The sequence below is a fragment of the Dactylosporangium sp. NBC_01737 genome (genome assembly GCF_035963215.1).
Lineage (GTDB): Bacteria > Actinomycetota > Actinomycetes > Mycobacteriales > Micromonosporaceae > Dactylosporangium.
On sequence record NZ_CP109153.1, the window covers coordinates 3,397,054 to 3,421,939 of the forward strand.

24 protein-coding genes, 1 tRNA gene and 1 pseudogene are annotated in these 24,886 nt (G+C 72.3%); 14 read left to right on the plus strand and 12 right to left on the minus strand.

All coding sequences use genetic code 11. The features are described 5' to 3' along the window. The first annotated feature begins 3 nt into the window (after positions 1-3). From clpS to OHA72_RS15255, 5 genes are all read left to right on the plus strand, one after another. On the plus strand, positions 4-300 hold the full coding sequence (gene clpS / locus OHA72_RS15235) for an ATP-dependent Clp protease adapter ClpS (RefSeq protein WP_327008476.1): 297 nt from the start codon (positions 4-6) through the stop codon (positions 298-300). Positions 301-394: 94 nt separating this feature from the next. Then, positions 395-889, plus strand: a complete 495-nt coding sequence (locus tag OHA72_RS15240; protein ID WP_327011567.1) for a DUF2017 domain-containing protein — start codon at positions 395-397, stop codon at positions 887-889. 47 nt (positions 890-936) lie between these two features. Then, the gene (locus OHA72_RS15245; protein ID WP_327008477.1) at positions 937-1,428 is read left to right on the plus strand and encodes a M67 family metallopeptidase; all 492 of its coding nucleotides are present in this window, start codon (positions 937-939) and stop codon (positions 1,426-1,428) included. Positions 1,429-1,494: 66 nt separating this feature from the next. Then, positions 1,495-1,806 carry a MoaD family protein gene (locus OHA72_RS15250; protein ID WP_327008478.1) on the plus strand — a complete coding sequence of 104 codons (312 nt, stop codon included), beginning with the start codon at positions 1,495-1,497 and terminating at the stop codon, positions 1,804-1,806. A gap of 5 nt (positions 1,807-1,811) precedes the next feature. Next, positions 1,812-2,762 carry a PLP-dependent cysteine synthase family protein gene (locus tag OHA72_RS15255; RefSeq protein WP_327008479.1) on the plus strand — a complete coding sequence of 317 codons (951 nt, stop codon included), beginning with the start codon at positions 1,812-1,814 and terminating at the stop codon, positions 2,760-2,762. 1 nt (position 2,763) lies between these two features. On the opposite strand, the gene OHA72_RS15260 is transcribed toward OHA72_RS15255, so the two are convergent. Continuing rightward, positions 2,764-3,114: a hypothetical protein gene (locus tag OHA72_RS15260; RefSeq protein WP_327008480.1), complete on the minus strand. Its 351-nt coding sequence runs from the start codon at positions 3,112-3,114 to the stop codon at positions 2,764-2,766. Between the two features lie 343 nt (positions 3,115-3,457). Here OHA72_RS15260 and OHA72_RS15265 point away from each other — a divergent pair, with 343 nt between their 5' ends. The 6 genes from OHA72_RS15265 (at position 3,458) to rdgB (ending at position 8,719) form a co-directional block, all read left to right on the plus strand. After that, the gene (locus tag OHA72_RS15265) at positions 3,458-4,210 is read left to right on the plus strand and encodes an MBL fold metallo-hydrolase (protein ID WP_327008481.1); all 753 of its coding nucleotides are present in this window, start codon (positions 3,458-3,460) and stop codon (positions 4,208-4,210) included. Between the two features lie 66 nt (positions 4,211-4,276). Then, on the plus strand, positions 4,277-5,425 hold the full coding sequence (locus OHA72_RS15270; protein ID WP_327008482.1) for a glycosyltransferase family 4 protein: 1,149 nt from the start codon (positions 4,277-4,279) through the stop codon (positions 5,423-5,425). Further along, positions 5,422-6,573, plus strand: a complete 1,152-nt coding sequence (locus OHA72_RS15275) for a glycosyltransferase (protein WP_327008483.1) — start codon at positions 5,422-5,424, stop codon at positions 6,571-6,573. The genes OHA72_RS15270 and OHA72_RS15275 overlap by 4 nt, the downstream gene beginning before the upstream one ends. Continuing rightward, on the plus strand, positions 6,570-7,367 hold the full coding sequence (locus OHA72_RS15280) for an SGNH/GDSL hydrolase family protein (protein WP_327008484.1): 798 nt from the start codon (positions 6,570-6,572) through the stop codon (positions 7,365-7,367). Before OHA72_RS15275 ends, OHA72_RS15280 begins: the two co-directional genes overlap by 4 nt. A gap of 30 nt (positions 7,368-7,397) precedes the next feature. Continuing rightward, positions 7,398-8,126 carry a ribonuclease PH gene (rph, locus tag OHA72_RS15285; protein ID WP_327008485.1) on the plus strand — a complete coding sequence of 243 codons (729 nt, stop codon included), beginning with the start codon at positions 7,398-7,400 and terminating at the stop codon, positions 8,124-8,126. Next, a complete protein-coding gene (gene rdgB / locus OHA72_RS15290; protein ID WP_327008486.1) occupies positions 8,123-8,719 on the plus strand; it encodes an RdgB/HAM1 family non-canonical purine NTP pyrophosphatase in 597 nt (198 codons plus the stop codon). Before rph ends, rdgB begins: the two co-directional genes overlap by 4 nt. A gap of 106 nt (positions 8,720-8,825) precedes the next feature. Here rdgB and hutH read toward each other — a convergent pair whose 3' ends face one another. The 6 genes and pseudogenes from hutH to OHA72_RS15320 form a co-directional block, all read right to left on the minus strand. Then, entirely contained in the window at positions 8,826-10,346 is a 1,521-nt protein-coding gene (hutH, locus tag OHA72_RS15295; RefSeq protein ID WP_327008487.1) for a histidine ammonia-lyase, read from the minus strand. Continuing rightward, a complete protein-coding gene (gene hutI / locus OHA72_RS15300; RefSeq protein ID WP_442788583.1) occupies positions 10,343-11,503 on the minus strand; it encodes an imidazolonepropionase in 1,161 nt (386 codons plus the stop codon). Before hutI ends, hutH begins: the two co-directional genes overlap by 4 nt. A gap of 971 nt (positions 11,504-12,474) precedes the next feature. Then, positions 12,475-13,788 (minus strand): annotated as a pseudogene (locus tag OHA72_RS15305) (formimidoylglutamate deiminase); the annotation flags it as partial. Further along, positions 13,785-14,990: an allantoate amidohydrolase gene (locus tag OHA72_RS15310; protein WP_327011568.1), complete on the minus strand. Its 1,206-nt coding sequence runs from the start codon at positions 14,988-14,990 to the stop codon at positions 13,785-13,787. The gene OHA72_RS15310 and the pseudogene OHA72_RS15305, both read right to left, overlap by 4 nt. 364 nt (positions 14,991-15,354) lie before the next feature. Next, positions 15,355-17,004 (minus strand): urocanate hydratase, encoded by a 1,650-nt coding sequence (gene hutU, locus OHA72_RS15315; protein ID WP_327008489.1) that lies wholly within the window; start codon positions 17,002-17,004, stop codon positions 15,355-15,357. A 13-nt stretch (positions 17,005-17,017) separates the two neighbouring features. Then, positions 17,018-17,866 (minus strand): MurR/RpiR family transcriptional regulator, encoded by an 849-nt coding sequence (locus OHA72_RS15320; protein WP_327011569.1) that lies wholly within the window; start codon positions 17,864-17,866, stop codon positions 17,018-17,020. A 108-nt stretch (positions 17,867-17,974) separates the two neighbouring features. Between OHA72_RS15320 and OHA72_RS15325 the strand changes: the two genes are divergently transcribed. The 3 genes from OHA72_RS15325 to OHA72_RS15335 are packed head-to-tail and all read left to right on the plus strand — an operon-like array spanning position 17,975 to position 20,047. Next, on the plus strand, positions 17,975-18,790 hold the full coding sequence (locus OHA72_RS15325) for an MOSC domain-containing protein (protein WP_327008490.1): 816 nt from the start codon (positions 17,975-17,977) through the stop codon (positions 18,788-18,790). A 38-nt stretch (positions 18,791-18,828) separates the two neighbouring features. Beyond that, positions 18,829-19,545, plus strand: coding sequence for an HAD family hydrolase (locus OHA72_RS15330; RefSeq protein WP_327008491.1), 717 nt, complete (start codon positions 18,829-18,831; stop codon positions 19,543-19,545). A gap of 10 nt (positions 19,546-19,555) precedes the next feature. Further along, positions 19,556-20,047, plus strand: a complete 492-nt coding sequence (locus OHA72_RS15335) for a hypothetical protein (protein ID WP_327008492.1) — start codon at positions 19,556-19,558, stop codon at positions 20,045-20,047. Positions 20,048-20,446: 399 nt separating this feature from the next. Here OHA72_RS15335 and OHA72_RS15340 read toward each other — a convergent pair whose 3' ends face one another. The 5 genes from OHA72_RS15340 to OHA72_RS15360 all read right to left on the minus strand — a co-directional run bounded on the left by OHA72_RS15340 (position 20,447) and on the right by OHA72_RS15360 (position 24,825). After that, entirely contained in the window at positions 20,447-21,178 is a 732-nt protein-coding gene (locus tag OHA72_RS15340; RefSeq protein WP_327008493.1) for a DUF7873 family protein, read from the minus strand. A gap of 102 nt (positions 21,179-21,280) precedes the next feature. Further along, positions 21,281-21,353, minus strand: a tRNA-Leu gene (locus OHA72_RS15345). 25 nt (positions 21,354-21,378) lie between these two features. Next, on the minus strand, positions 21,379-22,221 hold the full coding sequence (locus tag OHA72_RS15350) for a transglutaminase family protein (RefSeq protein ID WP_327008494.1): 843 nt from the start codon (positions 22,219-22,221) through the stop codon (positions 21,379-21,381). 85 nt (positions 22,222-22,306) lie between these two features. Further along, positions 22,307-23,254 carry an alpha-E domain-containing protein gene (locus tag OHA72_RS15355; RefSeq protein WP_327008495.1) on the minus strand — a complete coding sequence of 316 codons (948 nt, stop codon included), beginning with the start codon at positions 23,252-23,254 and terminating at the stop codon, positions 22,307-22,309. Between the two features lie 8 nt (positions 23,255-23,262). Then, complete coding sequence (locus OHA72_RS15360) at positions 23,263-24,825, minus strand: circularly permuted type 2 ATP-grasp protein (RefSeq protein ID WP_327008496.1); 1,563 nt, start codon at positions 24,823-24,825, stop codon at positions 23,263-23,265. Positions 24,826-24,886: the final 61 nt, after the last annotated feature.

Genomic DNA, 24,886 nt, shown 5'->3' on the forward strand with positions numbered 1-24,886 from the left:
GGTATGGCGGCGCCGCAGGTCGTACCGATCGAAGAGACCCGTCTCGAGGCTGACGAGGTGCCCGAGGCCGACCGTCCGTGGGTGACCGTGGTCTGGAACGATCCGGTCAACCTCATGAGCTACGTGACGTGGGTCCTGCAGAAACTGTTCGGATTCAGCAAGGAGAAGGCTGAGCGCCTCATGCTCGACGTGCATCACAAGGGCAAGGCGATCGTCTCCAGCGGTCCTCGCGAGAGGATGGAATACGACGCCTCGAGGCTGCAGGCCTACGGGCTCTGGGCAACGGTGGACAAGTCGTGACCGGTCCGGAGCGCAGCGGAGGAGCCGGGCGCGACCAGGGGCACAGGGTGACGTCACGTCGGCGCCGGAGCGCAGCGGAGGTGACGTCGTGACAATGTTCGTCCGTAACGGCACGGTATGTATCGCCCGGTTCGGTCCGGCCGAGGCCGCCGTGCTCAACGAGGTCATGCTCGAGGTCATCACGCTGCTGTCGGAGGGCTTCGACCGCAGCGACCCGGTGATCGAGCGGCTCTTCCCGGACGTGTACCGCGACGACGCCGAGACCTCCGCGGAGTTGCGCCGGTACATGGAGGACGACCTGCGCTCGGCGAAACTGGAGCAGGCCGCGCTGCTGCTGGACGTCCTGCCCGTGGAGGGCGGCGAGGTGGCCCTCGACGAGGAGCAGGCCGAGGCATGGCTGCGGGCGCTCACCGACGTGCGCCTGACCCTGGGCTCCCGCCTCGGCATCGACGACGACGACGTCGACATCGAGGAGGAGCTGGACGAGGCGATCCTGAAGGACCCCACGTCGGCGCGGGTGGGGCAGCTCTCGGTGTACCAATATCTGACGTATCTGCAGGAGAGCCTCGTCGGCGCCCTCATGGGGTGAGTCGGGTCACCAGCGAGTTGCGCGCAGATTTCGGTAGGCTGTCGGGCGTGCTGACCATCGACGCCGTGATCCTCGACGCGATCGTTGCGCACGCCCGCCGGGACCACCCCGACGAGGCGTGCGGGATCGTCGCGGGGCCGGCCGGCTCGGACAGCCCGACCCGGCACGTGCCGATGGCCAACGCGGCCCGCTCGATGACGTTCTACGAGTTCGACTCGGTGGAGCAGCTGCGGCTGTGGCGCGAGATGGACGACGCGGACGAGGAGCCGGTGATCGTCTACCACTCGCACACCGCCACCGAGGCGTATCCGTCGCGCACCGACGTGTCCTTCGCCGGTGAGCCGAATGCGCACTATCTGCTGGTTTCGACCCGCGATCCGGAGCAGACCGAGATCAGGTCGTTCCGCATCGTGGACGGAGCCGTCACCGAAGAGCCGGTTCAGGTAGTTAATGCAGTCGTGGACTCACACGCCGTCCAGTCATATCTCTTCGGGCAGAGCCCGACGACCGTCGACTACGAGTGTCGCGCAGGCAGCTGACAGCCGCTTGCCGCAGCACCATGTCCAGTCGTCCTGTTCGCCGCTCGTACACAAGAGGAAATGATCATGGCTATCGAGGTTCGCATCCCGACCATCCTGCGCAGCTACACCGGCGGTGCCAAGACCGTCGAGGGCGCCGGTGACACCATCGCCGACCTGCTCACCGACCTGGACAGCCGGCACTCGGGCATCAAGGCCCGCCTGCTGACCCCTGAGGGCGGCCTGCACCGCTTCGTCAACGTCTACGTCAACGACGAGGACGTCCGCTTCCTGGGCGCGCTCGACGCGAAGCTCAACGACGGCGACTCGGTGACGATCCTGCCCGCCGTGGCGGGTGGCGCGTTCGCGTTCGCGGCCGCCCACGCACTGCGGGGCTGATCTTCGTGGCGCGCTACGAGTCCGTGCTCGAGGCGTGCGGAAACACGCCGCTCGTCGGGTTGCCCAGACTCTCCCCGAGCCCCGAGGTCCGCCTGTGGGCCAAGCTCGAGGACCGCAACCCGACGGGCAGCGTGAAGGACCGGGTCGCACTGTGGATGGTGAAGGCGGCCGAGGAAGCGGGCCGCCTCCGCCCCGGTGACACGATCATCGAGCCGACCAGCGGCAACACCGGCATCGCCCTGGCGATGGTGGCTAAGCTGCGCGGTTACCGGCTGGTCTGCGTCATGCCCGAGAACGTCTCGGCGGAGCGCACCACGCTGCTGCGGATGTACGGCGCTGAGATCATCTTCTCGGAGGCCGCCGGCGGGTCCAACCGGGCCGTCGTGGTCGCGAAGGAGATCGCCGCGGAGCACCCGGACTGGGTGATGCTGTACCAGTACGGCAACGAGGCCAACGCCAGGGCGCACTACGAGTCGACCGGCCCGGAGATCCTCCGGGACATGCCGACCATCACGCACTTCGTGGCCGGTCTCGGCACCACGGGCACGCTGATGGGCATCGGGCGTTACCTGCGCGAGAAGGTCGAGGACATCGAGATCATCGCCGCCGAGCCGCGGTACGGCGAGCTGGTCTACGGCCTGCGCAACCTCGACGAGGGGTATGTGCCGGAGCTGTACGACGCGAAGGTCCTCACCCGGCGGTTCTCGGTCGGCACCCGCGACTCGGTGCTGCGCACCCGCCAGCTCGTCGAGGTCGAGGGCATGTTCGTGGGCTTCTCCGCCGGCGCGGTCCTGCACGCGGCGCTCGCCGTCGCCCATCAGGCGCTCAAGGCGGGCAAGCGGGCCGACGTGGTGTTCCTGGTCGCCGACGGCGGCTGGAAGTACCTGTCGACCGGGGCCTACGGCGGCACCCTCGCCGAGGCGGAGAGCGCCCTCGACGGGCAGCTGTGGGCCTGATCTAGAGCCCTGTCACGATCCAGCCCAGCACCAGACTGATCGACGCGGCACCCAGCAGGGCGAAGGGTAGCCGCCGTTTGTGCACGCTGGCGAAGGCGGTGATCGTGCACACCAGCCCGATCAGCCCGATGACGGTGACGGTCGGCGCGTACCAGGCCCGGGACGCGCCGACCAACCCGACGAACGCCCGCAGCGCCACCGCCATCCCGCCCAGCCCGAGCAGCGCCGCCCAGCCGCACACGGCGGCCAGGTGACGCGGCTCCGGCGCGGGGTCCCGCTCGGTCGGCAACCGGAAGGCGTCGGGCAGGTGCCGGCGCAGCCGCCTGGTCGTCCTGGACACGTCGACGGGCACGTCCACTCCTGGGGGGTCGTTTGGTGGCTTACGAATCTCAACGAGCCCGGGCATCAGCCGTCACGCAACCCTGTCACGTTGGCGACATCTGCCGTCCGATCGTTCAGCCTTGCCTGCCAGTCCGGCGTAGGCTGCGCCACGTGACGGACTTGCCCATCGGCAGCAACCGGCCGGGCAACCCCCGCCGGTGCCGTCCGTCCGCGCCCGGTAACTGTGCAGGTGCCGTCATCCGGCACCCCGGGACCACGAACTATCCTCACCTGACCGGCGTGATCCACACTGGCGCGCCAGCCGTGGCCAGAGCGATGGGAGACGGCGTCTTGGCGTTGTTGGTAGGGGAAGCATGAGGCTCACCGTTCTCGGCTGCGCCGGCAGCTTCCCGGGTCCCGAGGCGCCCTGCTCGGCGTATCTCGTGGAGGCGGACGGGTTCCGGCTGCTCGTGGACTTCGGCCCCGGGTCGATGTCGACACTGCAGCGGTTCTCAGGCCTGTACAACGTCGACGCCATCCTGCTGACGCACCTGCACTGCGATCACATGCTCGACGCGTGCTCCTACATCGTGGCCCGGCGCTACGCGCCGTCCGGCCCGCTGCCGCCGCTGCCGGTCTACGCACCGGTCGCCGCGCCCGAGCGCATCTCCGCCGCGTACGGCGGTGAGAACGAGCCGATGGCGATCAGCGACGTCTACACGTTCTACTCGCTGCAGCCGGGCAGCTTCCCGATCGGGCCGTTCCACGTCACCGTCGACCGGGTCAACCACCCGATAGAGACCTACGGGGTGCGCATCGAGCACGAGGGCCGGGTCCTCACGTACTCCGCCGACACCGCCGCCTGCGACCAGCTCATCCGCCTCGCCCAGGGCGCGGACCTGTTCCTGTGCGAGGCGAGCTACCTCGACGGCGCCGACAACCCGCCGGACCTGCACCTCACCGGGCGCGAGGCGGCCGAGCACGCCACGAAGGCGGAGGTCGGGCGGCTGCTGCTGACCCACCTCGTGCCGGCGTGGGGCAGTGAGGCGCTCACCCTGGAGGCCGCGAAGGCCGCCTTCGAGGGGCCGATCGACATCGTTCGACCAGGCGCGAGGTACGACATTTAGGCAGCGTTTGCCGATTCGTCAGTCGATGGTGGCCGCCCGCATGGACTCCGCCCCCATGGTGACGGCATGCGGATCGCGATCGTCACCGAATCGTTCCCGCCCGATGTGAACGGCGTCGCCCACTCCGTCGTCCGGGTCGCCGAACACCTCGTCGCGCGTGGCCACGAGCCGCTCGTGATCGCACCTCAGCCCTCCTCAGGGGCGCGGTCGGTCACCGGCTCCTTCCCGTACGAGATCATCCGGGTCCCCTCCGTCGCCACCCCCGGCTACGGGACCTTCCGGCTTGGGCTGCCCAGCCGGCGCCTGGCCGCCGCGTTGCGCGCCCACCGCACCGACCTGGTCCACCTGGCCAGCCCGTTCGTGCTCGGCGCGCGCGGCATGACGGTCGCCGCGTCGCTCGGGCTGCCGACCGTCGCGGTGTACCAGACCGACGTGCCCGCCTACGCCCGCCTCTACTACCACTCCGGCCTCGGCGAGCAGGCCGCGTGGCGCTGGCTGCGCCGCATCCACAACGCCGCCGACCGGACCCTCGCACCCTCGACGGCGGCCGCCACCGCCCTGCACACGCACGGCATCGAACGGGTCTGGCTGTGGCGCCGCGGCGTCGACGCGGCCCGCTTCGACCCGGGCCGGCGCAGCACCGCCCTCCGCCAGGCGCTGCTGGGCTCCGACAGGTCCGTGCTCGTCGGGTACGTCGGCCGCCTCGCCGTGGAGAAGCGCGTCGACCTCCTGGCGCCGGTCAGCCGCATCCCCGGCGTCCGGGTCGTGGTCGTCGGCGACGGCCCCGCCCGCGCGTCGCTGGAACGCGCCATGCCCGGCGCGGTCTTCCTGGGCGAGCGGCGCGGTGACCAGCTGGCCAGGCTCTTCGCCAGCCTCGACGTGTTCGCGCACACCGGACCGTTCGAGACGTTCGGCCAGACCATCCAGGAGGCCCTCGCTTCGGGGGTACCGGTGGTCGCCCCCGCGCAGGGCGGCCCCCTCGACCTGGTCGACGACGGGCGCACCGGGCTGCTCGTGCCGCCCTGCGACGCCACCGCGCTCACCGATGCCGTCGCCTCGCTCGCCGCGGACCCGGAACGCCGCCAGTCGATGGGCCTCGCCGCCCGGGTCGCGGTCGCCTCCCGGACCTGGTCGGCGGTCGGCGACGAACTGATCCGGCACTACGCCGACATCCTGCCCCTGGCCGTGTCGGCCCCACCGGCGGTGTCGGCGTGAGGATCGTGCGCCTGGCGAACTTCGTCATGCCCCGCTCCGGCGGCCTCCGGACCGCCCTGCGTGCCCTCGGCGAGGGCTACGTCGCCGCCGGTCACGAGTCGATCCTGATCGTGCCCGGCGAGGAGCACTCCGACATCTCCGACGCGCAGGGGCGGGTGATCACGTTGCCCGGCCCGGTCGTCCCGGGCACCGGCGGCTACCGGGTGCTCATCCACCGTCGCCGCCTCGCCCGGCTCCTCGACCGGCTCCAGCCGGACCGGCTCGAGGTCTCCGACCGGTTCACGCTGCGCTGGACCGGCCGGTGGGCCCGCGACCGGGGCATCCCCGCCGTCATGGTGTCCCACGAGAGCCTCGCCGGCCTGCTGAGCTTCGCCGGTGCGGCCGGTGCCGCCTGCGCCGACCTGCTCAACGCCCGCAGCCACCGCGCCTACGACCAGGTCCTGTGCACCACCGCCTGGGCCGCCGCCGAGTTCGACCGGATCGGGGCGGGCAACCTGGTACGCGTACCCCTCGGCGTGGATCTTGAGCTCTTCAACCCCTCGCGGGCGTCGGCCGCGCTGCGGGAGCGCTATGCGACCCCGGACCAGGTGCTGCTGGTGCACTGCGGGCGGCTCTCGGCCGAGAAACGCCCCGAACGCTCCGTCGAGGCGCTCGTCGCGCTGCGCGCCCGTGGCGTCGACGCGGTCCTCGTCGTGGCCGGCGACGGGCCGCTGCGGTCCAGGCTGCAGGAACAGGCCCGCGGGCACGCGGTGCACTTCACGCAGTTCGTCGCCGACCGCACCGACGTCGCCACCCTCCTCGCGACCGCCGACGTGGTCCTCGCGCCCGGCCCGATCGAGACGTTCGGCCTGGCCGCCCTGGAAGCCCTCGCGTGCGGGACGCCGGTCGTGGTGTCCGCCGAGTCGGCCCTGCCCGAGGTGGTCGGAGAGGCCGGTGCGGCCGTTCACTCCGATTTCGCGGATGGGGTACAGCGGGTGCTCGCGCTGCCGTCCGACGAACGCCGGCGGGCCGCCCGCGACCGCGCCACGCGGTTCTCCTGGCCCGCCGCGGTCGCCGGATTCCTCACCGTCCACGGGGCTCCCGCTCCGGCTCCTGCCGTCTTCGCTCCCGCGCCCGCCACTGCTGCGCTCGCGGCGGGTGTGCCGTGACCGTCTTCGCGGCGCTCGGCGACTCGACCACGGTGGGCTTCGGCGACCGGATGCCCGACGGCTCCTGGCGCGGCTGGGCCCAGATCCTCGCCGCCGCGCTCGGCGCCCGCCTGCACAACCTCGCCGACAGCGGCGCGCAGACCCTCGACGTCGTCGCGGGGCAGCTGCCGCGCGCCCTCGACCTGCGCCCCGACGTCGCCGCCGTCCTCGTCGGCACCAACGACACGCTGCGCAGTCCCTTCGACCCGGCGCGGGTCGCGGCGAACCTGGAACGCACCGTGTCCGCCCTGCGTGCCGGGGGCGCCGAGGTCCTCACCATCCGGCTGCCCGACCCCGGGCGCATGTTCGGGCTGCCCGGCCCCCTGGCCCGGCCCCTTGCCCGGCGCATGCGCGACCTCAACGCCGCCGCCGACCTCGTCGCCGCCCGGCACCGCACCGTGCACTTCGACGCGGCCGGCCACCCGGACTCGTACGACCGCCGCATGTGGAGCGTCGACCGGCTCCACCCGAGCGAACGCGGGCACCGCTTCCTCGCCTGCTCGTTCTTCGACCTGCTCACCGCCCGGCTCGGCGCCGGCATCGGTGCCCGTCCCGACCCGTCGCCGAGCAGCCCGCCCCCGACCCGCGCCGCCCAGGCATGGTGGATGGCGACCCAGGGCACCCGCTGGATGATCCGCCGCTCGACGGATCTGCTGCCCGGTCTGCTCGGCCTCGCATACGCGGAGCTGCGCGCCCCGTCCGACCTCGCGCCGGACCTGGCCCCGGGCCTGCCGCTGCCGGACCGGGTCGCTTGAGCAGGCTGTCGCTTGACTAGGCTGGAGCGCATGGCTCGACCGGATGCTCGCGCAGCAGATCAACTTCGACCCGTCTCGATCACCCGCCATTGGAGCATGCACCCGGAGGGGTCCGTGCTCGTCGAGTTCGGCAACACCCGGGTGCTGTGCACGGCCAGCGTCACCGAAGGGGTGCCCCGCTGGCGGAAGGGCTCCGGCCTGGGCTGGCTCACCGCCGAGTACGCGATGCTGCCCCGCGCCACCACCACCCGCAACGACCGCGAGAGCGTCAAGGGCAAGATCGGCGGCCGGACCCACGAGATCTCCCGCCTCATCGGCCGCAGCCTCCGCGCCTGCATCGACCTCAAGGCCCTCGGTGAGAACTCGATCGTGCTGGACTGCGACGTCCTGCAGGCCGACGGCGGCACCCGCACCGCCGCCATCACCGGCGCCTACGTCGCCCTTGCCGACGCCGTCGCATACCTGGCCTCCAACAAGAAGCTCGCCGGCAAGCCCGCGCAGGTCCTGCACCGCTCCGTCGCCGCGGTCAGCGTCGGCATCATCGCCGGCGAGCCCCGCCTCGACCTGTGCTACGAGGAAGACGTCATCGCCGACGTCGACATGAACGTCGTCTGCACCGGCACCGGCGACTTCGTCGAGGTCCAGGGCACCGGCGAGCAGGCCGTCTTCTCCCGCGCCGAGCTCGACCTCCTCGTCGACCTGGGCGCCCTGGGCTGCGCGGAGCTGACCGCCCTGCAGCAGAAGGCGATCGCCGGATGAAGCTGCTGCTCGCGACCCGCAACACGAAGAAGCTCGTCGAGCTGCGCCGGGTCCTGTCCGAGTCGGCCCCGCACGTGGAGCTGCTCGGCCTGGACGACGTCCCCACCTACCCCGAGTCGCCGGAGACCGGCCTCACCTTCGAGGACAACGCCCTGCTCAAGGCCCGCGAGGCGGCGTCCATCACCGGCCTGCCGAGCGTCGGGGACGACTCCGGGCTGGCCGTCGACGCCCTCAACGGCATGCCGGGCGTCTTCAGCGCCCGCTGGTCCGGGCTGCCCAGCGGCACCCCCGACCGCGACGGCGCCAACCTGCGGCTGGTCCTCGCCCAGATCGCCGACGTCCCCGACGAGCACCTCGGCGGCGCCTTCGTCTGCGCCGCGGCGCTCGTCTGGCCCGACGGCCGCGAGCAGGTGTTCCGCGGCGAGATGCGCGGCCGGCTGATCAGGTCCCCGCGGGGCGACGGCGGGTTCGGCTACGACCCGATCTTCGTCGCCGACGGCTACGAGCTGACGACCGCCGAGCTCCCGCCCGCGGAGAAGGACGCCATCAGCCACCGCGGCAAGGCCTTCCGCGCGCTGGCCGCCACCCTCTGACCCACCTGCTTCTCTGGCCTTGGGCGGGCTGCTTCTCTGGCTGGTTCTGATCACGGAACTTCGGTGGCGTCTCACCGGAGTTCCGTGATCACGGTCATCCGGGCGATCAGGCCAGGGGGCCGACCTCGTGCTCGATGGCCGTCAGCAGGTCACGGCCCGACACGGTCGCGCGCATCGCCTCCAGCACCGGGGCGAGGAACACGTCGGGCCCCGGCCGGCCCGCGTGCTGCTCGACGGCCGCGACCGCGATCCTTCCCGCCACGGACGGCGTGAGCGGGGCGCGGAGCTGGATGCCCCGGACCGCGGAGAGCAGCTCGACCGCGAGGATGCTGCACAGGTTGTCCAGCACGGTGCGCAGCTTGCGGGTCGCGGCCCAGCCCATCGAGACGTGGTCCTCCTGCATGCCCGACGTCGGCAGCGAGTCGACGCTGGCCGGCGACGCGAGGCGCCGGTTCTCCGCGACGATGCCCGCGGCGGTGTACTGCGCGATCATCAGACCCGAGTTCACCCCCGCGTCGGGCGTGAGGAACGGCGGCAGGTCCCGCGACCGGCACACGTCGAGCATCCGGTCGACGCGGCGTTCGGCGATCGCACCGACCTCCGAGGCCGCGATCGCGAGGAAGTCCGCGGCGAACCCCAGCGGCGCACCGTGGAAGTTGCCGGTCGACTCGACCCGCCCGTCGGGCAGCACGACCGGGTTGTCGACGATCGAGCGCAGCTCCCGCGCGGCGACGGTGGTCGCGAACTCGAGCGTGTCCCGGGCGGCGCCGGCGACCTGCGGGGCGCAGCGCATCGAGTACGCGTCCTGCACGGCATGTTCGAGGTCGTCGCGGTGCGAGTCCATGATCGGGGAGCCCTGCAGCAGCCGGTGCAGGTTCGCCGCGGAGGCGGCCTGACCGGGGTGCGGCCGGATCGTGTGCAGCTCCGGCATGAACGGCCGGTCGGATCCGAGCATCGCCTCGATCGACAGCGCGGCGGTGACGTCAGCCATCGTGAACAGGTGCGCCGCGTCGGCGATCGCCAGCAGCAGCATGCCGAGCATGCCGTCCGTGCCGTTGATCAGCGCGAGCCCCTCCTTCGACGACAGCGCCAACGGGCTGACCCCGGCGTCGGCGGCGCTGACACGGGTGCCGTCCTTGGCCAGCACCCAGCCCTCGCCGATGAGGACCAGCGCGACGTGGGCCAGGGGCGCAAGGTCCCCGGACGCGCCGAGCGAGCCGTGCTCCGGCACCCACGGCGTGACGTCCGCGTTCAACAGGTCCACGAGACCGGTGGCGATCTCCGGCCGTACACCGGAACGCCCCATCGCCAACGATCTGATGCGCAGCAGCATCATCGCCCGCACCACCTCCCGCGGCATGGGCGCGCCGATGCCGGCCGCGTGCGAGCGGATCAGCGCGTGCTGCAGCTCGGCGCGCCGCTCCGGGGCGATGAACGTGTTGGCCAGCGCGCCGAACCCGGTGGACACGCCATAGACCGGGCGGCCGTCGCGCTCGATCGCGTCGACGATCGACCGGCTGGTGCGCATCGCGTCGAGCGCGTCCTGCGCGAGGGTCACCCGCGCGTTGCCCCGCGCGACCGCGATGAGATCGGCGGGGGTGATGCCTGAGGCGGTGACGGTGATCAAACCAGCTCCCCATTGAGCATGACGGTGGATATCAGGGGCACACCCGGCCGGTACGCCAGATGCAGATACGAAGGCGCGTCGAGAATCGCAAGATTGCCCCGCGAGCCGACCCGCAACCGCCCGACGTCGTCACGGCGCAGCGCCGCGGCGCCGCCGGCCGTGGCCGCGAGCACCGCCTCCGCCGGCGTCAGCGCCATCTCGCGCACCGCGAGGGCCACGCAGAACGGCATCGACGTCGTGTACGACGAGCCCGGGTTGCAGTCCGTCGCCAGCGCGACCGTCGCGCCGGCGTCGAGCAGCGCCCGCGCCGGCGGATACGGCGACCGGGTCGAGAACTCGGCGCCTGGCAGCAGCGTCGCCACGGTCGCGGACCCGGCCAGCGCGTCGATGTCGGCGGGCGTCAGGTGCGTGCAGTGATCCGCAGACGCTGCCCCGAGCTCGACGGCCAGCCGCACCCCGGCCCCGGCCGTCAGCTGGTTGGCGTGGATCCGCGTGCCGAGCCCCGCCGCCGCGCCGACGGTCAGGATGGCGCGGGAGTGATCGGCGTCGAACGCGCCCCGCTCGCAGAACACGTCGATCCACCGCGCCCCGGCCGACCGCGCCGCGGTCAGCATCGGACCGCAGACGAGGCTGACATAGTCGTCGGTGCGCCCCGCATACTCGGCGGGCACCACGTGCGCCCCGAGAAACGTCGTCTCGGCACTGAACTCCCGCGCGATCCGCAACGACCGTGCCTCATCCGCGACCGTCAGCCCGTACCCCGACTTGATCTCCATCGTCGTGGTCCCCTGCCGCAACGCCTCCCGCCGCAACCGCGCCACGTTGTCCCGCAGCTGCTCGTCGCCGGCCGCCCTGGTCGCGCCGACCGTCGTGCGGATCCCCCCACCTGTGTACGCCTCACCCGCCATCCGCGCCGCGAACTCCGCAGCCCGATCCCCGGCAAACACCAGATGCGCGTGACTGTCGACAAACCCGGGCATCACTGCCGCCCCGTCCACGTCGACCCGCGCATCCGCCGCCGGCGCATCCACGGCCCGCCCGATCCACGCGACCTGACGGTCATCGACCACCAGCGCCGCCTGCCGCCGGATACCGAGCGGCCCTTCCCCCTGCCCCGGCACACACGTGACCAGCTCACCAATGTTGGTGACCAGCATCGACCTCACCGCAACCCCCCGATCAACGGCCCGCCACCCCGCCCCGCAAAGGACCGCGGCGCGCCGGACCACCCACCGAACGGCACCCCCGCAACGAACCGCGGCGGCACGACGGAGGAAGACGTTGCCGTGGTCGCCCCGACCGGCAGCCGCGCGGCGGTGGACAGCGGTGGCGCGGCACGTCCGGGCGCCGCGACGGTCAGCGCCGTCGGTGGCGGTGGTGCGGTCGGGGACAGCGGTGGCGTGGCGGGTGCGGGCGTCGCAGCGGTTGCCGCGGTGATCGGCGCGGCCGTCAGCGGCGCTGTGAGGGAACGCGGCGGCGTGGCCGAAGACGGCGTTGTCGTGGTCGGCGCTGCCGATGGTCGTGCCGTGGGGGACAGCGGTGGTGTGGCGGGTGCGTGCGTCGCAGCGGTTGCCGCGGTGGCCGGCGCGGCCGGCGACGGCGCTGCAAGGCAACGCGGCGGCGTGGCGGAGGACGGCCGTGGTGGGGCGGGTGCGGGCGTTGCGATGGCCAGCGCCGCCGGCGGCGGTGCAGTGGGGGACAGCGGTGGTGTGGCGGGTGCGTGCGTCGCAGCGGTTGCCGCGGTGGTCGGCGACGGCGCTGCAAGGGAACGCGGCGCCGTGACGAAGGACGGCGTTGCCGTGGTCGGCGCTACCGATGGTCGTGCGGTAGGGGACAGCGGTGGTGTGGCGGATGGGGGCGTCGCAGTCGGCGTTGCGGTGGTCGGTGCGGCTGACGGCGGCGCTGCGAGGAAACGCGGTGCTGGGGCGGGTGCGGGCGTTGCAGTGGTCCGCGTGTTCGGCGGCGGCGCTGTGAGGGAACGCGGCGGTGTGGCGGACGACGGCGTTGCGGTGGTCGGCGCGGCTGGCGGCGGCGCTGTGAGGGAACGTGGTGGTGTGGCCGGGGAGGACGTCGCAGCGGGCGGTGCGGCGGTCGGCGCGGCCAGCGGCGGGGGTGTGGCGGACGGGTTGACGGCATGGATGGCGGCGGTCAGGGCGGCGCCGACGTCGGGCAGCGTGAGGTGGACGCCGTCGCGGACGATGACGCGACCATCGATGACAACGTGCCGGACGTCGGCGGCGGTGGCGGCGAACATGATCGCCTCGGGGGCGCAGGCGGCGGTGCGGGGCGAGGTGAGGGTGATCGTGACGAGGTCGGCGCGGGCGCCAGGGGTGATGGTGCCGGCGTCGGTCCAGCCGAGGGTGGCGTGGCCGGTGGAGGTCGCGGCGGTGAGCAGTTCGGTGGCGGTGAAGTGGCCGCGGTGCTCGGTGTGCAGCCGCTCGTGCATCTCGACGCCGCGGGCCTCCTCGAACAGGTCGATCACGGCGTGGCTGTCGCTGCCGAGGGACAGCGGGGTGCCGGCGTCGACCAGGGCCCGTGCGTGGCCGATACCGTCGGCGAGGTCGCGCTCGGTGGTGGGGCAGAAGCACACGCCGGTGCCGGAGTCGCCGAGTTCGGCGCGGTCGGTGTCGGTGAGGTGGGTCGCGTGCACGGCGGTCACGGTGGGACCGGTCAGCCCGCGGTCGGCGAGCAGCTCCGTCGGGGTGCGGCCGTGCACCGCGAGGCAGGCGTCGTTCTCGGCGCGCTGCTCCGACAGGTGCACGTGCGTCGGCACGCCGTCGGTGTGCCGCGCGAACTCGCCGAGCGCGGCGGCGGGGACGGCCCGGACACTGTGCGCAGCGGCGCCGATCTTCGCGTGGGGCCGCGCGCCGAGCCGTGCGACGCGGTCCGCCCAGCGGTCGACGCCGGCGTCGCCGAAGCGGCGCTGGACCCCTTCGAGCGGCCTGCCGTCCACCGTCGAGGTCAGGTACAGCGTGTCGAGCAGCGTGATCCGGAGACCGGCGTCGGCCGCCGCGGCGATCAGGGCCTCGCCCATCGCGTTGGGGTCGGTGTACGGCGTGCCGCCCGGACCGTGGTGCAGATAATGGAACTCGCCGACGCACGTGATGCCGGCGAGGGCCATCTCGGCATACACGGCCCGGGCGAGACGGTGGTAGGAGTCCGGGTCGAGGGCACCGGCGACCGAGTACATCTGCTCGCGCCAGGTCCAGAACGTGCCCCGCCCGCCCTGGGTCCGCCCGCGCAGCGCCCGGTGGAACGCGTGCGAGTGCGCGTTGGCCAGCCCCGGCAGCGTCACCCCGGGCAGCCGCACCGCGTCGAGCCCCGCGGCGGGCGTGCCGGCCGTGACGGCGGCGAACCTGCCGTCCGCCACCTCGATCAGCACGTCGGCCGCGACCCCGCCGGGCAGCCACGCCCATTCGCAGTGGAACCGGGTGGGCGTCATCGGCACAGCCGGGCCAGCAGGTCGGTGAGCTTCTCGACGCCGACGGCGCAGTCCGCGTCGGAGGCCGACTCCTGCGGTGCGTGCGAGATGCCGGTGGGATTGCGTACGAACAGCATGCCTGTGTCGACGTGCTTGGACAGGACCCCGGCGTCGTGGCCGGCTCCGGTCGGCAGGACCGGGGCGCCGAGCTCCAGCGCCGCGAGGCGGCTGACGTCACCGGCGAACGCGACCTCCCCGGTCACCGACTCCGCTTCGAGGGTGACCCGGGTGCCGTCGTGCCGGGCCCGCTCCTCGGCCCGCTGCCGGATCGCGCCGACGAGCCGGTCGAGGGTGTCGCCGTCGGCGGCCCGCGCGTCCAGCCACGCCGAGGCGCGGGCGGCGATCGCGTTGGTGGCGTTGGGTGCGACGTCGACCCGGCCGACGGTGGCGTGTGCTCCGTGCGCCCGCGCGGTCTCGTCGGCGGCGAGGACGGTGTGTGCGAGCGTCAGCATCGGGTCGTGCCGGTCGAGCATCCTGGTCGTGCCGGCGTGGTTGCCCTCGCCGGAGAAGTCCAGCCGATACCGCCCGTGCGGCCAGATCCCGCTCGCCACCCCGACGGGCGCGTCGAGCACGTCGAGGGCGCGGCCCTGCTCGACGTGCAGCTCGACGAAGGCGCCGATGCGGGCCAGCCGCTCGGGGTCGGGGCCGAGCGCGTCGACGTCGAGGCCGGCCTTGCCCATGGCCTCGGCCAGGTGGATGCCGTCGCGGTCCTGCAACCGCAGCGCCCGCGCCGGGTCGAACGCGCCGGTGAGCAGGCGGGAGCCGAGGCACGGCACGCCGAACCGGGCGCCTTCCTCCTCGGTGAAGACCACGACGGCGATCGGCCGGGACGGTGTCACGCCGCGCTCGCGGAGCCGGTCGACGGCCAGCAGCCCGGACACGACGCCGAGCGGCCCGTCGTAGCCACCGCCGTGCGGCACGGAGTCCAGGTGGCTGCCGGTGACGATCGCGCCCTCGCCCTCGGGGGAGCCCCACCACGCCCACAGGTTGCCGTTGCGGTCGACCTCCACCTCGAGGTCGCGGTCGAGGGCCTCCTCGACGAACCACTCCCGGCAGACCATGTCGGCGTCGGTCCAGGAGTGCCGCAGGTAGCCGCCGTCGCCGCCGGCCCGGCCGATGGGGCTGAGTGAACCCCACAACGCCGCGAACCGCTCGCCCGTCATCGTCATGCCGTCGCCTCCGCTGCGCCCCGGCGCCGGCCCGAACGGCCGCGCCTCCTCATGGCCGACCTTCCGCCCTGCTCCGAACCGGTCATGCCGTCGGCGCCGCGGCGCCCACCCGACAGGCCGCGCCTCGTGCCCGTCGTGTCGCCACCCGCGTGCCCGCCCGCCGGACCGCGCCTCGCGGCCGACGCTCCGCCGTGCTCCGTGCCTGTCGTGTCGCCACCCGCGCGGTCGCCCGCCGGACCACGCCACGCGACCGGTGCCCCGCCGCGCTCCGGGCCGGTCATGCCACCGCCGGTGCGCTGCGGCGCCGGCAGGGCGGACCGCGCCCCGTGACCGCTCCGGAACGCGGCGGACGGGGCGGTCATGACCCCTCGCGCATCGGCACGCGGATGCCGGTCTGCTCGGCGACGTCGGCGGCTTCGTCATAGCCGGCGTCGACGTGGCGGAGCACGCCCATCGCCGGGTCGTTGGACAGCACCCGGGCCAGCTTCTGCGCCGCGAGCTCGGTGCCGTCGGCGACCGAGACCTGGCCGGCGTGGATCGACCGGCCGATGCCGACGCCGCCGCCGTGGTGGATCGACACCCACGACGCGCCGGAGGCGGTGTTGACCAGCGCGTTGAGCAGCGGCCAGTCGGCGATCGCGTCGGAGCCGTCGCGCATCGCCTCGGTCTCCCGGTAGGGCGAGGCGACGGAGCCCGTGTCCAGGTGGTCGCGGCCGATCACGAGCGGCGCCTCGACGGTGCCGTCGGCGACCATCTCGTTGAACCTGAGGCCCGCCTTGTCCCGCTCGCCCTGCCCGAGCCAGCAGATCCTGGCCGGCAGCCCCTGGAACGCGACCCGCTCGCCCGCCATGCGGATCCAGCGGTGCAGCGAGTCGTTGTCGGGGAACAGGTCGAGCACGGCGCGGTCGGTGGCGGCGATGTCGGCCGGGTTGCCGGACAGGGCGGCCCAGCGGAACGGCCCCTTGCCCTCGCAGAACAGCGGCCGGATGTAGGCGGGGACGAACCCGGGGAACGCGAACGCCCGGTCGAACCCGCCCAGCTGCGCCTCGCCGCGGATCGAGTTGCCGTAGTCGAAGACCTCGGCGCCGCGGTCGAGGAACCCGACCATGGCCTCCACGTGCCGGGCCATCGAGTGGCGGGCCCGGTCGGTGAACTCCTCGGGCTTCGCCGCGGCATATTCGGCGGCGTCGCCGGGCTCGACCCCGCTCGGAACATACGACAAGGGGTCGTGCGCGGAGGTCTGGTCGGTGACGATGTCGACCGGCACGCCCATGCGCAGCAGCTCGGGCAGCAGCAGGGCGGCGTTGCCGACGACGCCGACCGACAGGGCGCGGCGGGCGATCTGGGCCTCGACCGCGAGCCGCACGCCCTCTTCGAGGGAGTCGGCGACGACGTCGAGATAGCGGGTCGCGACCCGGCGCTCCAGGCGTGCCCGGTCGACGTCGATGATCAGGCAGGCCCCACCGTTCATGGTGACGGCGAGCGGCTGGGCGCCGCCCATGCCGCCGCAGCCTGCGGTGAGTGTCAGCGTGCCGGCGAGGGTGCCGCCGAACCGCTTCTCCGCGACCGCGGCGAACGTCTCATAGGTGCCCTGCAGGATGCCCTGGGTGCCGATGTAGATCCACGAGCCGGCGGTCATCTGCCCATACATGGTCAGGCCGAGCGCTTCGAGGCGCCGGAACTCGGGCCAGGTCGCCCAGTCGCCGACGAGGTTGGAGTTGGCGATCAGCACCCGCGGCGCCCACTCGTGGGTCTGCAGCACGCCGACCGGGCGGCCTGACTGCACCAGCATCGTCTCGTCGGGGCCCAGCGTGGTCAGGGTGCGCACCAGCGCGCGGAAGGACGGCCAGTCGCGCGCCGCCTTGCCGGTGCCTCCGTAGACGACCAGGTCCTGCGGTCGCTCGGCGACGTCGGGATCGAGGTTGTTCATCAGCATGCGCAGCGCGGCTTCCTGCTGCCAGCCACGGGCCGTCAGCGTGGTGCCGCGAGGGGCACGGACCGTCTCCATGGAACTCCTCGGGTTAGGGCAGGAAGACCTGGCGGGTGGCGGCGGACCGCTCGAACGACTCGAGGCGGGCCTGGGTCTCGGTCGGCGCGGCGTCGCACATGGCCTGCAGCAGCATCGTCACCATCGCCGTGGGGGCGCTGTGCGAGTCGAACACCAGCCGGGACCCCACCGGCGCGGGCAGGACGAGGTCGGACTCGGCGGCGGCCGGGCTGACCGGTGAGTCGGTGACGGTCACGACGGTGAGACCGGCGGCGCGTGCCTCCCGCAGCGCGTCGACCGCCTCACGCGGATACCGGGGCAGCACAAACGCCAGCATTGCAACTGCGCCCGCCGCGCGTGCCTGATCCAGCCGATCCGCCAGCAGGCTGCCGTGCTCGTGCACGAGCCGCACGTCGGGGTGGATCTTCGCGGCGAAATAGGTGAACGCGGTGGCGAGCGCGCGGGCCGCCCGCATGCCGAACACCGGCAGCGGCCGGCTGCCGATCAGCAACCGGCCCGCCTCGGCGAGGGGCCTCGGGTCGGCGAGGGCGTCGGCGAGGCGCTGCAGGTTGGCGAGCTCGGCGCCCAGCGCCTGCTGGAACTGGTTGGTCTCGGACTCGACGGGCTCGTCGTCGCGCGGCGGGCGGTGCGCATAGCCGTCGAAGGTGACCCGGATCTGGTCACGAAGCGAGTGATAGCCGTCGAAGCCCAGCGCGGTCGCGAAACGGGTGACCGACGGCTGGCTCACCCCGGCGAGGGTCGCCAGGTCACCGCTGGAGAGGTAACCGGCCTGGCCGGCGTTGTCGACCAGGCAGCGGGCGATGCGCCGCTGGGCGGGCGTGAGCCGCTGCCCGTCGAACAGCTCCAGCAGGCGCCGCTCCATCTCCGTCGTCACGCCACCGAATGTATGTCTCCATTCAAAGTCGAGTCAAGTGCATCAGGTCATTCATAGTGTTGCCTAACGTGGGGGTCCGCGTGCGACGCTCGCGAGGTGCGGTTGACCTATCTGGCTACGTATCCCATCAAGAGCTGCTACCGCGTGGAGGCCGACTCCGCCGAGGTGGAGCCCTGGGGGCTGGCCGGAGACCGGCGCTGGCTGGTCGTCGACGGCGACGCGAAGCTGGTCACCCAGCGCGACACGCCGGCGCTGGGACGCATCCGGCCGGAGCCCCGCGACGGCGGGCTCCTGCTGCGGGCGCCCGGCGCATCGGAGCTGTGGGTGCCGTACCCCACCGGCGCCACGACCGACGTGCACCATTTCTTCCTGTGGGTCGCCGCGACACCGGCCGGGCACGACGCCGACCGGTGGGTGTCCGAGGTGATCGGCCGCCCCGTCACGCTGGTCTACCTGGACGACCCGACCCGGCGCCCGGTCGACCCCGACTACAGCGAGCCCGGCGACCGGGTCAGCTTCGCCGACGGGTTCCCGCTGCTGCTGGTGAACTCGGCATCGCTGGACGCCGTCAACGACTGGCTGGTCGAGGCCGGTGACGAGCCGGTGGAGATGACCCGTTTCCGGCCCAACGTCGTCGTCACCGGCGCACCGGCCTGGGCGGAGGACGGCTGGATCGGCGGTCACCTCGTCATCGGCGACGTGACGTTCCGGGTGCCGAAGGCGTGCAGCCGCTGCGTCCTGACCACCATCGACCCGGAGACGGGGGAGAAGGGCCGCCAGCCGCTGCGCATCCTCGGCCGGCACCGCCGGTTCCCCGGTGGTCTGCTGTTCGGCGTCAACCTCATCCCCGACCTGGAGGGGTTCGACGGGCGCGGCAAGATCGCCGTGGGTGACGAGGTGATCGTGGCATAACGGACCCGGCGGGGCGGGTGGCACGTCATGATCAAGGGGTGACGCCCCTGCGGGTCCGGCCCCACCTCGCCGAGATCCTCGACCAGACCGCGCACGTGGTGCTGACGTTCAGCGTGCTCGGCAACCTGCTGCCCGAGCCCCAGGCGGTCGCCCGCCAGGTCCGCGAGATGCTGCTGGACACCGGCCACGAGATGTCGATCATGGTCGGCACGAGCGGCAACCCGTTCGACATGCTGGCCGAGGCGTACGCGGCGGGCGAGGACCTGGGCCGGCGGGCCGAGCAGCTGGTCCACGACGCGGAGCTCGACGCGGCCGGCCGGGCACCGGTGACGGCGGGCTCCCCCGCCCTCCTCGAGGCGTGCCGGGCGACCGGCCGGGCCATCACGGTCTGCGCGCCGCACAGCGAGTCGGCGGTGGGACGGTTCCTGCAGCACCACGGACTGCGCGCCCTCGTCGGACCCGCGCTGGGCCGCGGCTTCGCGATGCGGCACCCCGCGGTGCGCACGATGGGTCCCGTTCTTGAGGTCATCGGCGCGCAGCCGGGCGAGACGGCCGTGGTCTGCGCGACGTTCTCCGCCATGTCCGCGACCCAGCGCGCCGGCGCCCACGCCATCGGCGTCGAACGCCTCCGCGAGCCGCGCAAGATGCTGCACGGCGGCGAGGGCAGCAACGCCGTCGTCCAATCCCTGACACACCTCGCGGAGGCGGTCAGAGCGTGTGCGCCGTCACAGCATCGGGGCGCGTCACTCTGGTAGAAAAGCCCGCGTGTCATTTCTGCTGTGGTCGGGACAGGCGATCGGGCACCGCCGTGCCGGTGTCGGGTTCGTCGTCGGCGTGGCCTGCGCCGCCGCCGCGGTGACGCTGTTCCCTGAGCATCCGCTCGACCGGCCGAACGCGCTGGCCGCCGCCGCGCTGCTGGCCGCGGCCGGACTCGCCGCCCTGGTCTGGGCAGCGGCGATGGCGCACGTCGGCGTGCAGATCAGCATGTACAACGTCCGCATCCGCCACGGGCTGCTGCCGATGCCGCCGATCACCGTGCCGCTGCGGATGGTCACGAGCATGCGCGCCGTCGACGTGCAGTCCAACCTCGCCCAGCGCTGGGGATGGACCTGGGTCCCCGGTCGTGGCCGGGCGGTCATCGTGCGCTCCGGGCCGGCCCTGCTGTTCGACTTCGCCGGCCGCCAGTTCACGGTCAGCGTCGATGACCCCGACGAGGCCGAGGCCGCCCTCAACCGGATGCGCAGCCCCGCGCGGTGACCGGCACCGGGAATTGGTGAAGCCCGGGGAGTGTCCATCCCCGGGCCTCGGTTTGCCGCCCACTTGCACACACCGGCACATTTAAGATCACAGATCAGATTGAAGGCGTCGCGCTCTGCGATTGAGCTATCGGACCAGGTTGGAGGTCCGAACGGGAGTTGAACCCGTAGCCTCGACGACAATGCCTGTGATCGGTCGATCCGGTGTTGAGCGGCGAATGCTCAGACTGGAGCGAGAAGTTGAGTTTGTGTTTCGGCTCCCGCGGCCGCCTCTGCCATTGGGCTACGCCGTCACGAATGACGGCGGAAGGAATCGAACCTCCACATTGACACCGCGCGCACCTGTCAAACTGAGCCTCAGGTTCAGTCTGCGCTCCTTGCGCACCGCCGATCCTAGCCGTCAGGCGAAGAGGAAGCGAAACACTTTCTCGCCGGCCTCCTGCTGCACGACCTCGGCGGAGTTGGCCTCCTCACGGGCGAACTTCACCGCCGCCTGCAGCTTCTCGACCCGCTCGACCAACTCGTTGATCCGCTGCGCAGGCAGGGCACCGGAGAACTTCACCGTCTTCCAGTAGCCGATGACGACGTCCTCGTAATACACCTCGACCTGCGCGGGGTGCTTCTCCGTCGCCTCGGCCTTCACGTGGTTGCGGGGGATCCGCTTGGTCCGGGTGGTCTGCGTCGGCTCCGTCGCGAAGCAGTCGGCGGACGCGTCATACACCCACGACTCGGCGGCGTCGAGCACCGGCAGCTTCCGCACGAACGTCAGCAGGTCGACCAGCTGCTTCTCCAGGAACAGCAGGTAGGACACCGGCACGTCACGCAGCAGCGGCGTGCCGTCCACGACGACGTCGGCGCGCGCGACGCAGTTGGTCCAGTCCTTGGTCGCGGTCACGTCGAAGAGCCGGGTGAGGATGGTCGCGGTCTGCCGCATGACCTCGTCGGCCTTGACCTGCACCCGGGTCGACTCGGGCGGCAGCTGCTCGCCCTCCTCGTCCTTCGGGCGATAGGTGCGCGCGATGCCGGCCAGCAGGGCGGGCTTCTGCAGCACGTGGTGCGCGTCGGTCAGTTCCTGGAAGGAGCGCGACTTTACGCCCTTCTCCACCGCGATGATCTGGTTGAGCTTCGTCATAATGCGCCCGAGTGTACGAGCAGGGTGCGACAGAAATCATCCGAGAAAAACAGAGCGGCCGATGTGCGACGCGCAGCGATGACCAGGATGAGCCAAAGTCTGTGGGGCCGGTGAGAGTCGAACTCACACTGGCACGGACCTAAACCGTGTGCCTCTGCCATTGGGCTACGGCCCCACGTCGCGACCGGCCATCACTTTACTCACGCGAGGCGGGTGATCTCCACCGTGACCCCGAGGTGCTTGCTCGGCGCGCCGTGATAGACCCCGCGCAGCGGCGGGACGTCGTCGTAATCGCGGCCCCGGGCCACCACGACGTGCCGCGGACCGACCGGAACTCCATTCGTGGGATCGAATCCGGTCCATTCGCCGGCCCACCATTCGACCCAGGCGTGGCTCTGCCCGGCGACGGTCTCGCCGACCTCGGCCTCGACCTTGGGGTGCAGGTAACCGGACACGTACCGGGCCGGGATGCCCCGGGCCCGCAGCAGCCCGACGGTCAGGTGGGCGATGTCCTGGCAGACGCCCTTGCGCAGCTTCCATGCCTCCCGCGCGCTCGTCTGTACACCGGTGGATCCCGGGACGTAGGCGACGTTTTCCCGTACCCAATGCGACAACGCCTCCGCGGAGGCCTGTGGGGACCGGCCGGCGATCGCGTCCCATGCCTCCTCGACCAGCGGGGCGTCGACGGCCGTCAGGGGGCTCTCGGTCAGCAGCTCCGCGTGCGTGTCGAGCACCGCGCCGCCACCCAGCTCGGACCAGGTGAGGGTGACGACGGGCAGCGGCGGCGGTGACACCTCGACCAGGCTGCTGGACACGACCCGCAGTTGCTGGTGCGGCCGGTGCAGGTCGAACGCGGTCACCTGGGTCGCCCAGTAGTCGTGGTACCGGTAGGTCGTGGCGCCCGGCGTGACCTCGACCTGGCTGAACAGCGTGGTCTGCCACGGCAGCGTGAGCGGTGTCAGCCGGGCCTCGTTGTAGGACGCGGAGACGCTGCCCGCGTACTTGTAGCCGGTGACGTGCCTGATCTTGAGACGCCAGCTCATGCCGTCACCTCCGCTGCGCTCCGGCGCCGGCCTGAGCCAGAACTGCGCCCATGATGAGCGGTCACTTCGCTTCGCTCCGGACCACTCATGATCCACCCCATGCGACGGTGCCCCAGGTGACGGGCGTGGACTGCGGGAAGTAGCGGGCCGTGATCGCCGCGCTGGCCGTGGCGCAGGTCTGCTGCAGCGCCCGCAGGTGCTGCGGCAGCTCCGCGAGGAGGGTCGTGGTGTCGGCGTACTCCAGGCGCGTCCGGATCTGCCCGATCGGCCGGCGGGCGGCGTCGGTCACGCCGGCCCGCTCCATCGTCGGGGCCAGCTCGCGCAGGCACTGCTCGGCGGTGCCCAGCGCGTGCAGCGCGGACCGGGGGAACAGCCGGTCCAGCAGCAGGAACTCGGTGACCCGTTGCGGCTCGAACGTCCCGCCATGGGTGCGCAGGAACGCCTCGTCGGCGCCGCAGGAGCGCAGGACGGTGCGCCAGCCGGTGATCTCGTCGGTGGTGTTCGTCTGGATCGACAGCAGCCGGGCGGTCATGTCGACGCGCTCCAGGCTGCGGCCCAGCACCAGGAACCGCCACCCGTCGTCGCGGCTCATCGTGGATTCCGCCAGCCCGGCCAGTACGGCGGCGCGCTCCCGCACGTAGCTCAGGAAGACGGTCGGGCCGAGGCGTTCCGCGGCGACCCTGCGCGACGCGAGGGTGTGCCACGTGACGTTGAGGCATTCCCACATCTCGCTGGAGATCGTCTCGCGTACGCCACGCGCATTGTCGCGGGCGGCGACGATCGCGCCGGAGATCGCGCTGGGGTCCTCGGCGTCGAACGCCAGCAGCTCCAGCACGTCACCGGTGGTGATCCGCCGGTCCTGCGGCGCGGGCGCGCCGAGCACCGACATCAGCGTCCGGCACGCGGCGTCCTCGTCGGCCCACGGGTCCTCCAGGAGCCGGCCGAGGAACGCGTCGAGGATGCGGGCGGTGTCGTCGGCGCGCTCGATGTAGCGTCCGATCCAGAACAGGGACTCTGCGATGCGACTGAGCACGGCCCCTCCTACTGCTGTCCGGCGAGCTGCGCGGCGGCCGGTCCGCTGTCGCGGGGGCTGCCGCCCGCCTCACGCGGCTCCGGCACGATCTTCGACCGCGGGGCCGACGGCGCCGGGTCGGTGTGGTGCGCGAGCACCCAGGTGTCCTTCGACCCGCCGCCCTGACTGGAGTTGACGACGAGCGCGCCCTCCGGCAGCGCCACGCGGGTCAGCCCGCCGGGCACCAGCCAGATCTCGTTGCCGTCGTTGACCGCGAACGGGCGCAGGTCGATGTGGCGCGGCGCGACCCGGTCACCGAGCAGCGTCGGCGACGTCGACAGGGCCACGGGCCGCTGCGCGATCCAGCCCCGCGGGTCCATCTCGACCTGCTTCCGGAGCTCGATCAGCGTCTCCTCGGACGCCTGCGGGCCGATCACGATGCCCTTGCCGCCGGCGCCGTCGACCGGCTTGAGGACCAGCTGGTCGAGCCGGCCGAGCACGTCGTGCAGGACCTCCGGGTCGCGGTCGTCGAGCCGGTACGTCTCCACGTTGTCGATGAGCGGCTCCTCCGACAGGTAGTACCGGATCAGGTCCGGCACGTACGTGTAGACGAGCTTGTCGTCGGCGACGCCGTTGCCGACCGCGTTGGCCAGGGTGACCTGCCCGGCGCGGGCCGCGTTGACGATGCCGGGGCAGCCGATCACCGAGTCGGGCCGGAAGTGCAGCGGGTCGATGAACTCGTCGTCGACCCGCCGGTAGACCACGTGGACCGGGCGTTCGCCCTGCGTGGTGCGCATCCGCACCCGGTTGCCGCTGCAGACCAGGTCGCGGCCCTCGACCAGCTCCACGCCCATGAGCCGGGCGAGCAGCGCGTGCTCGAAATACGCCGCGTTGTAGACGCCTGGGGTCAGCACGACGACCGTGGGATCCTCGACGCCTTCCGGCGCGGCGGCCCGCAGCGCGGCGAGGAGCCGGGCCGGGTAGTCGTCGACCGGCCTGACGCGCGCCTCGGCGAACAGCGCCGGCATGGTGTGGGTCAGGGCGCGCCGGTTCTCGATCACGTAGGACACCCCGGACGGGATGCGCAGGTTGTCCTCCAGGACGCGGAACCTGCCCTCCTCGTCCCGGATCAGGTCGACGCCGCTGATGTGCACCCGCACGCCGTTGGGGGGCTCGATGCCGTGCGCCTGCCGGTGGAAGTGCGCGCTGGTGGTGATGAGCTTGCGGGGCACGACGCCGTCGGCGAACACGCGGCCGGCGCCGTAGATGTCGGCGAGGAACGCCTCGAGCGCCTTGACCCGCTGCTGGACGGCGGCCGTCAGCAGGTCCCACTCGTTGGCGTCGAGGATGCGGGGGATCAGATCCAGCGGGAAGGGTCGCTCCTCGCCCGCATAGGCGAACGTGACCCCCCGGTCCGTGAAGACCCGCGCCAGCTGGTCGGCGCGGAACCGCAGATCGGCCGGGGCGAGCGGCTGCAGCGCGGCGAACAGCGAACGATACGGCGAGCGCGGCTGGCCGGGGCGCTCGAACATCTCGTCCCACGCTTCGAACATGGCCCCGGACATCGAGTAGTCGTCGAAGATGTCCGCCATGACGAGAGCCTAGGCACGAACCGTTTCAGCCGCATTACCAGTGTGTTTTTAGGCCGATCTT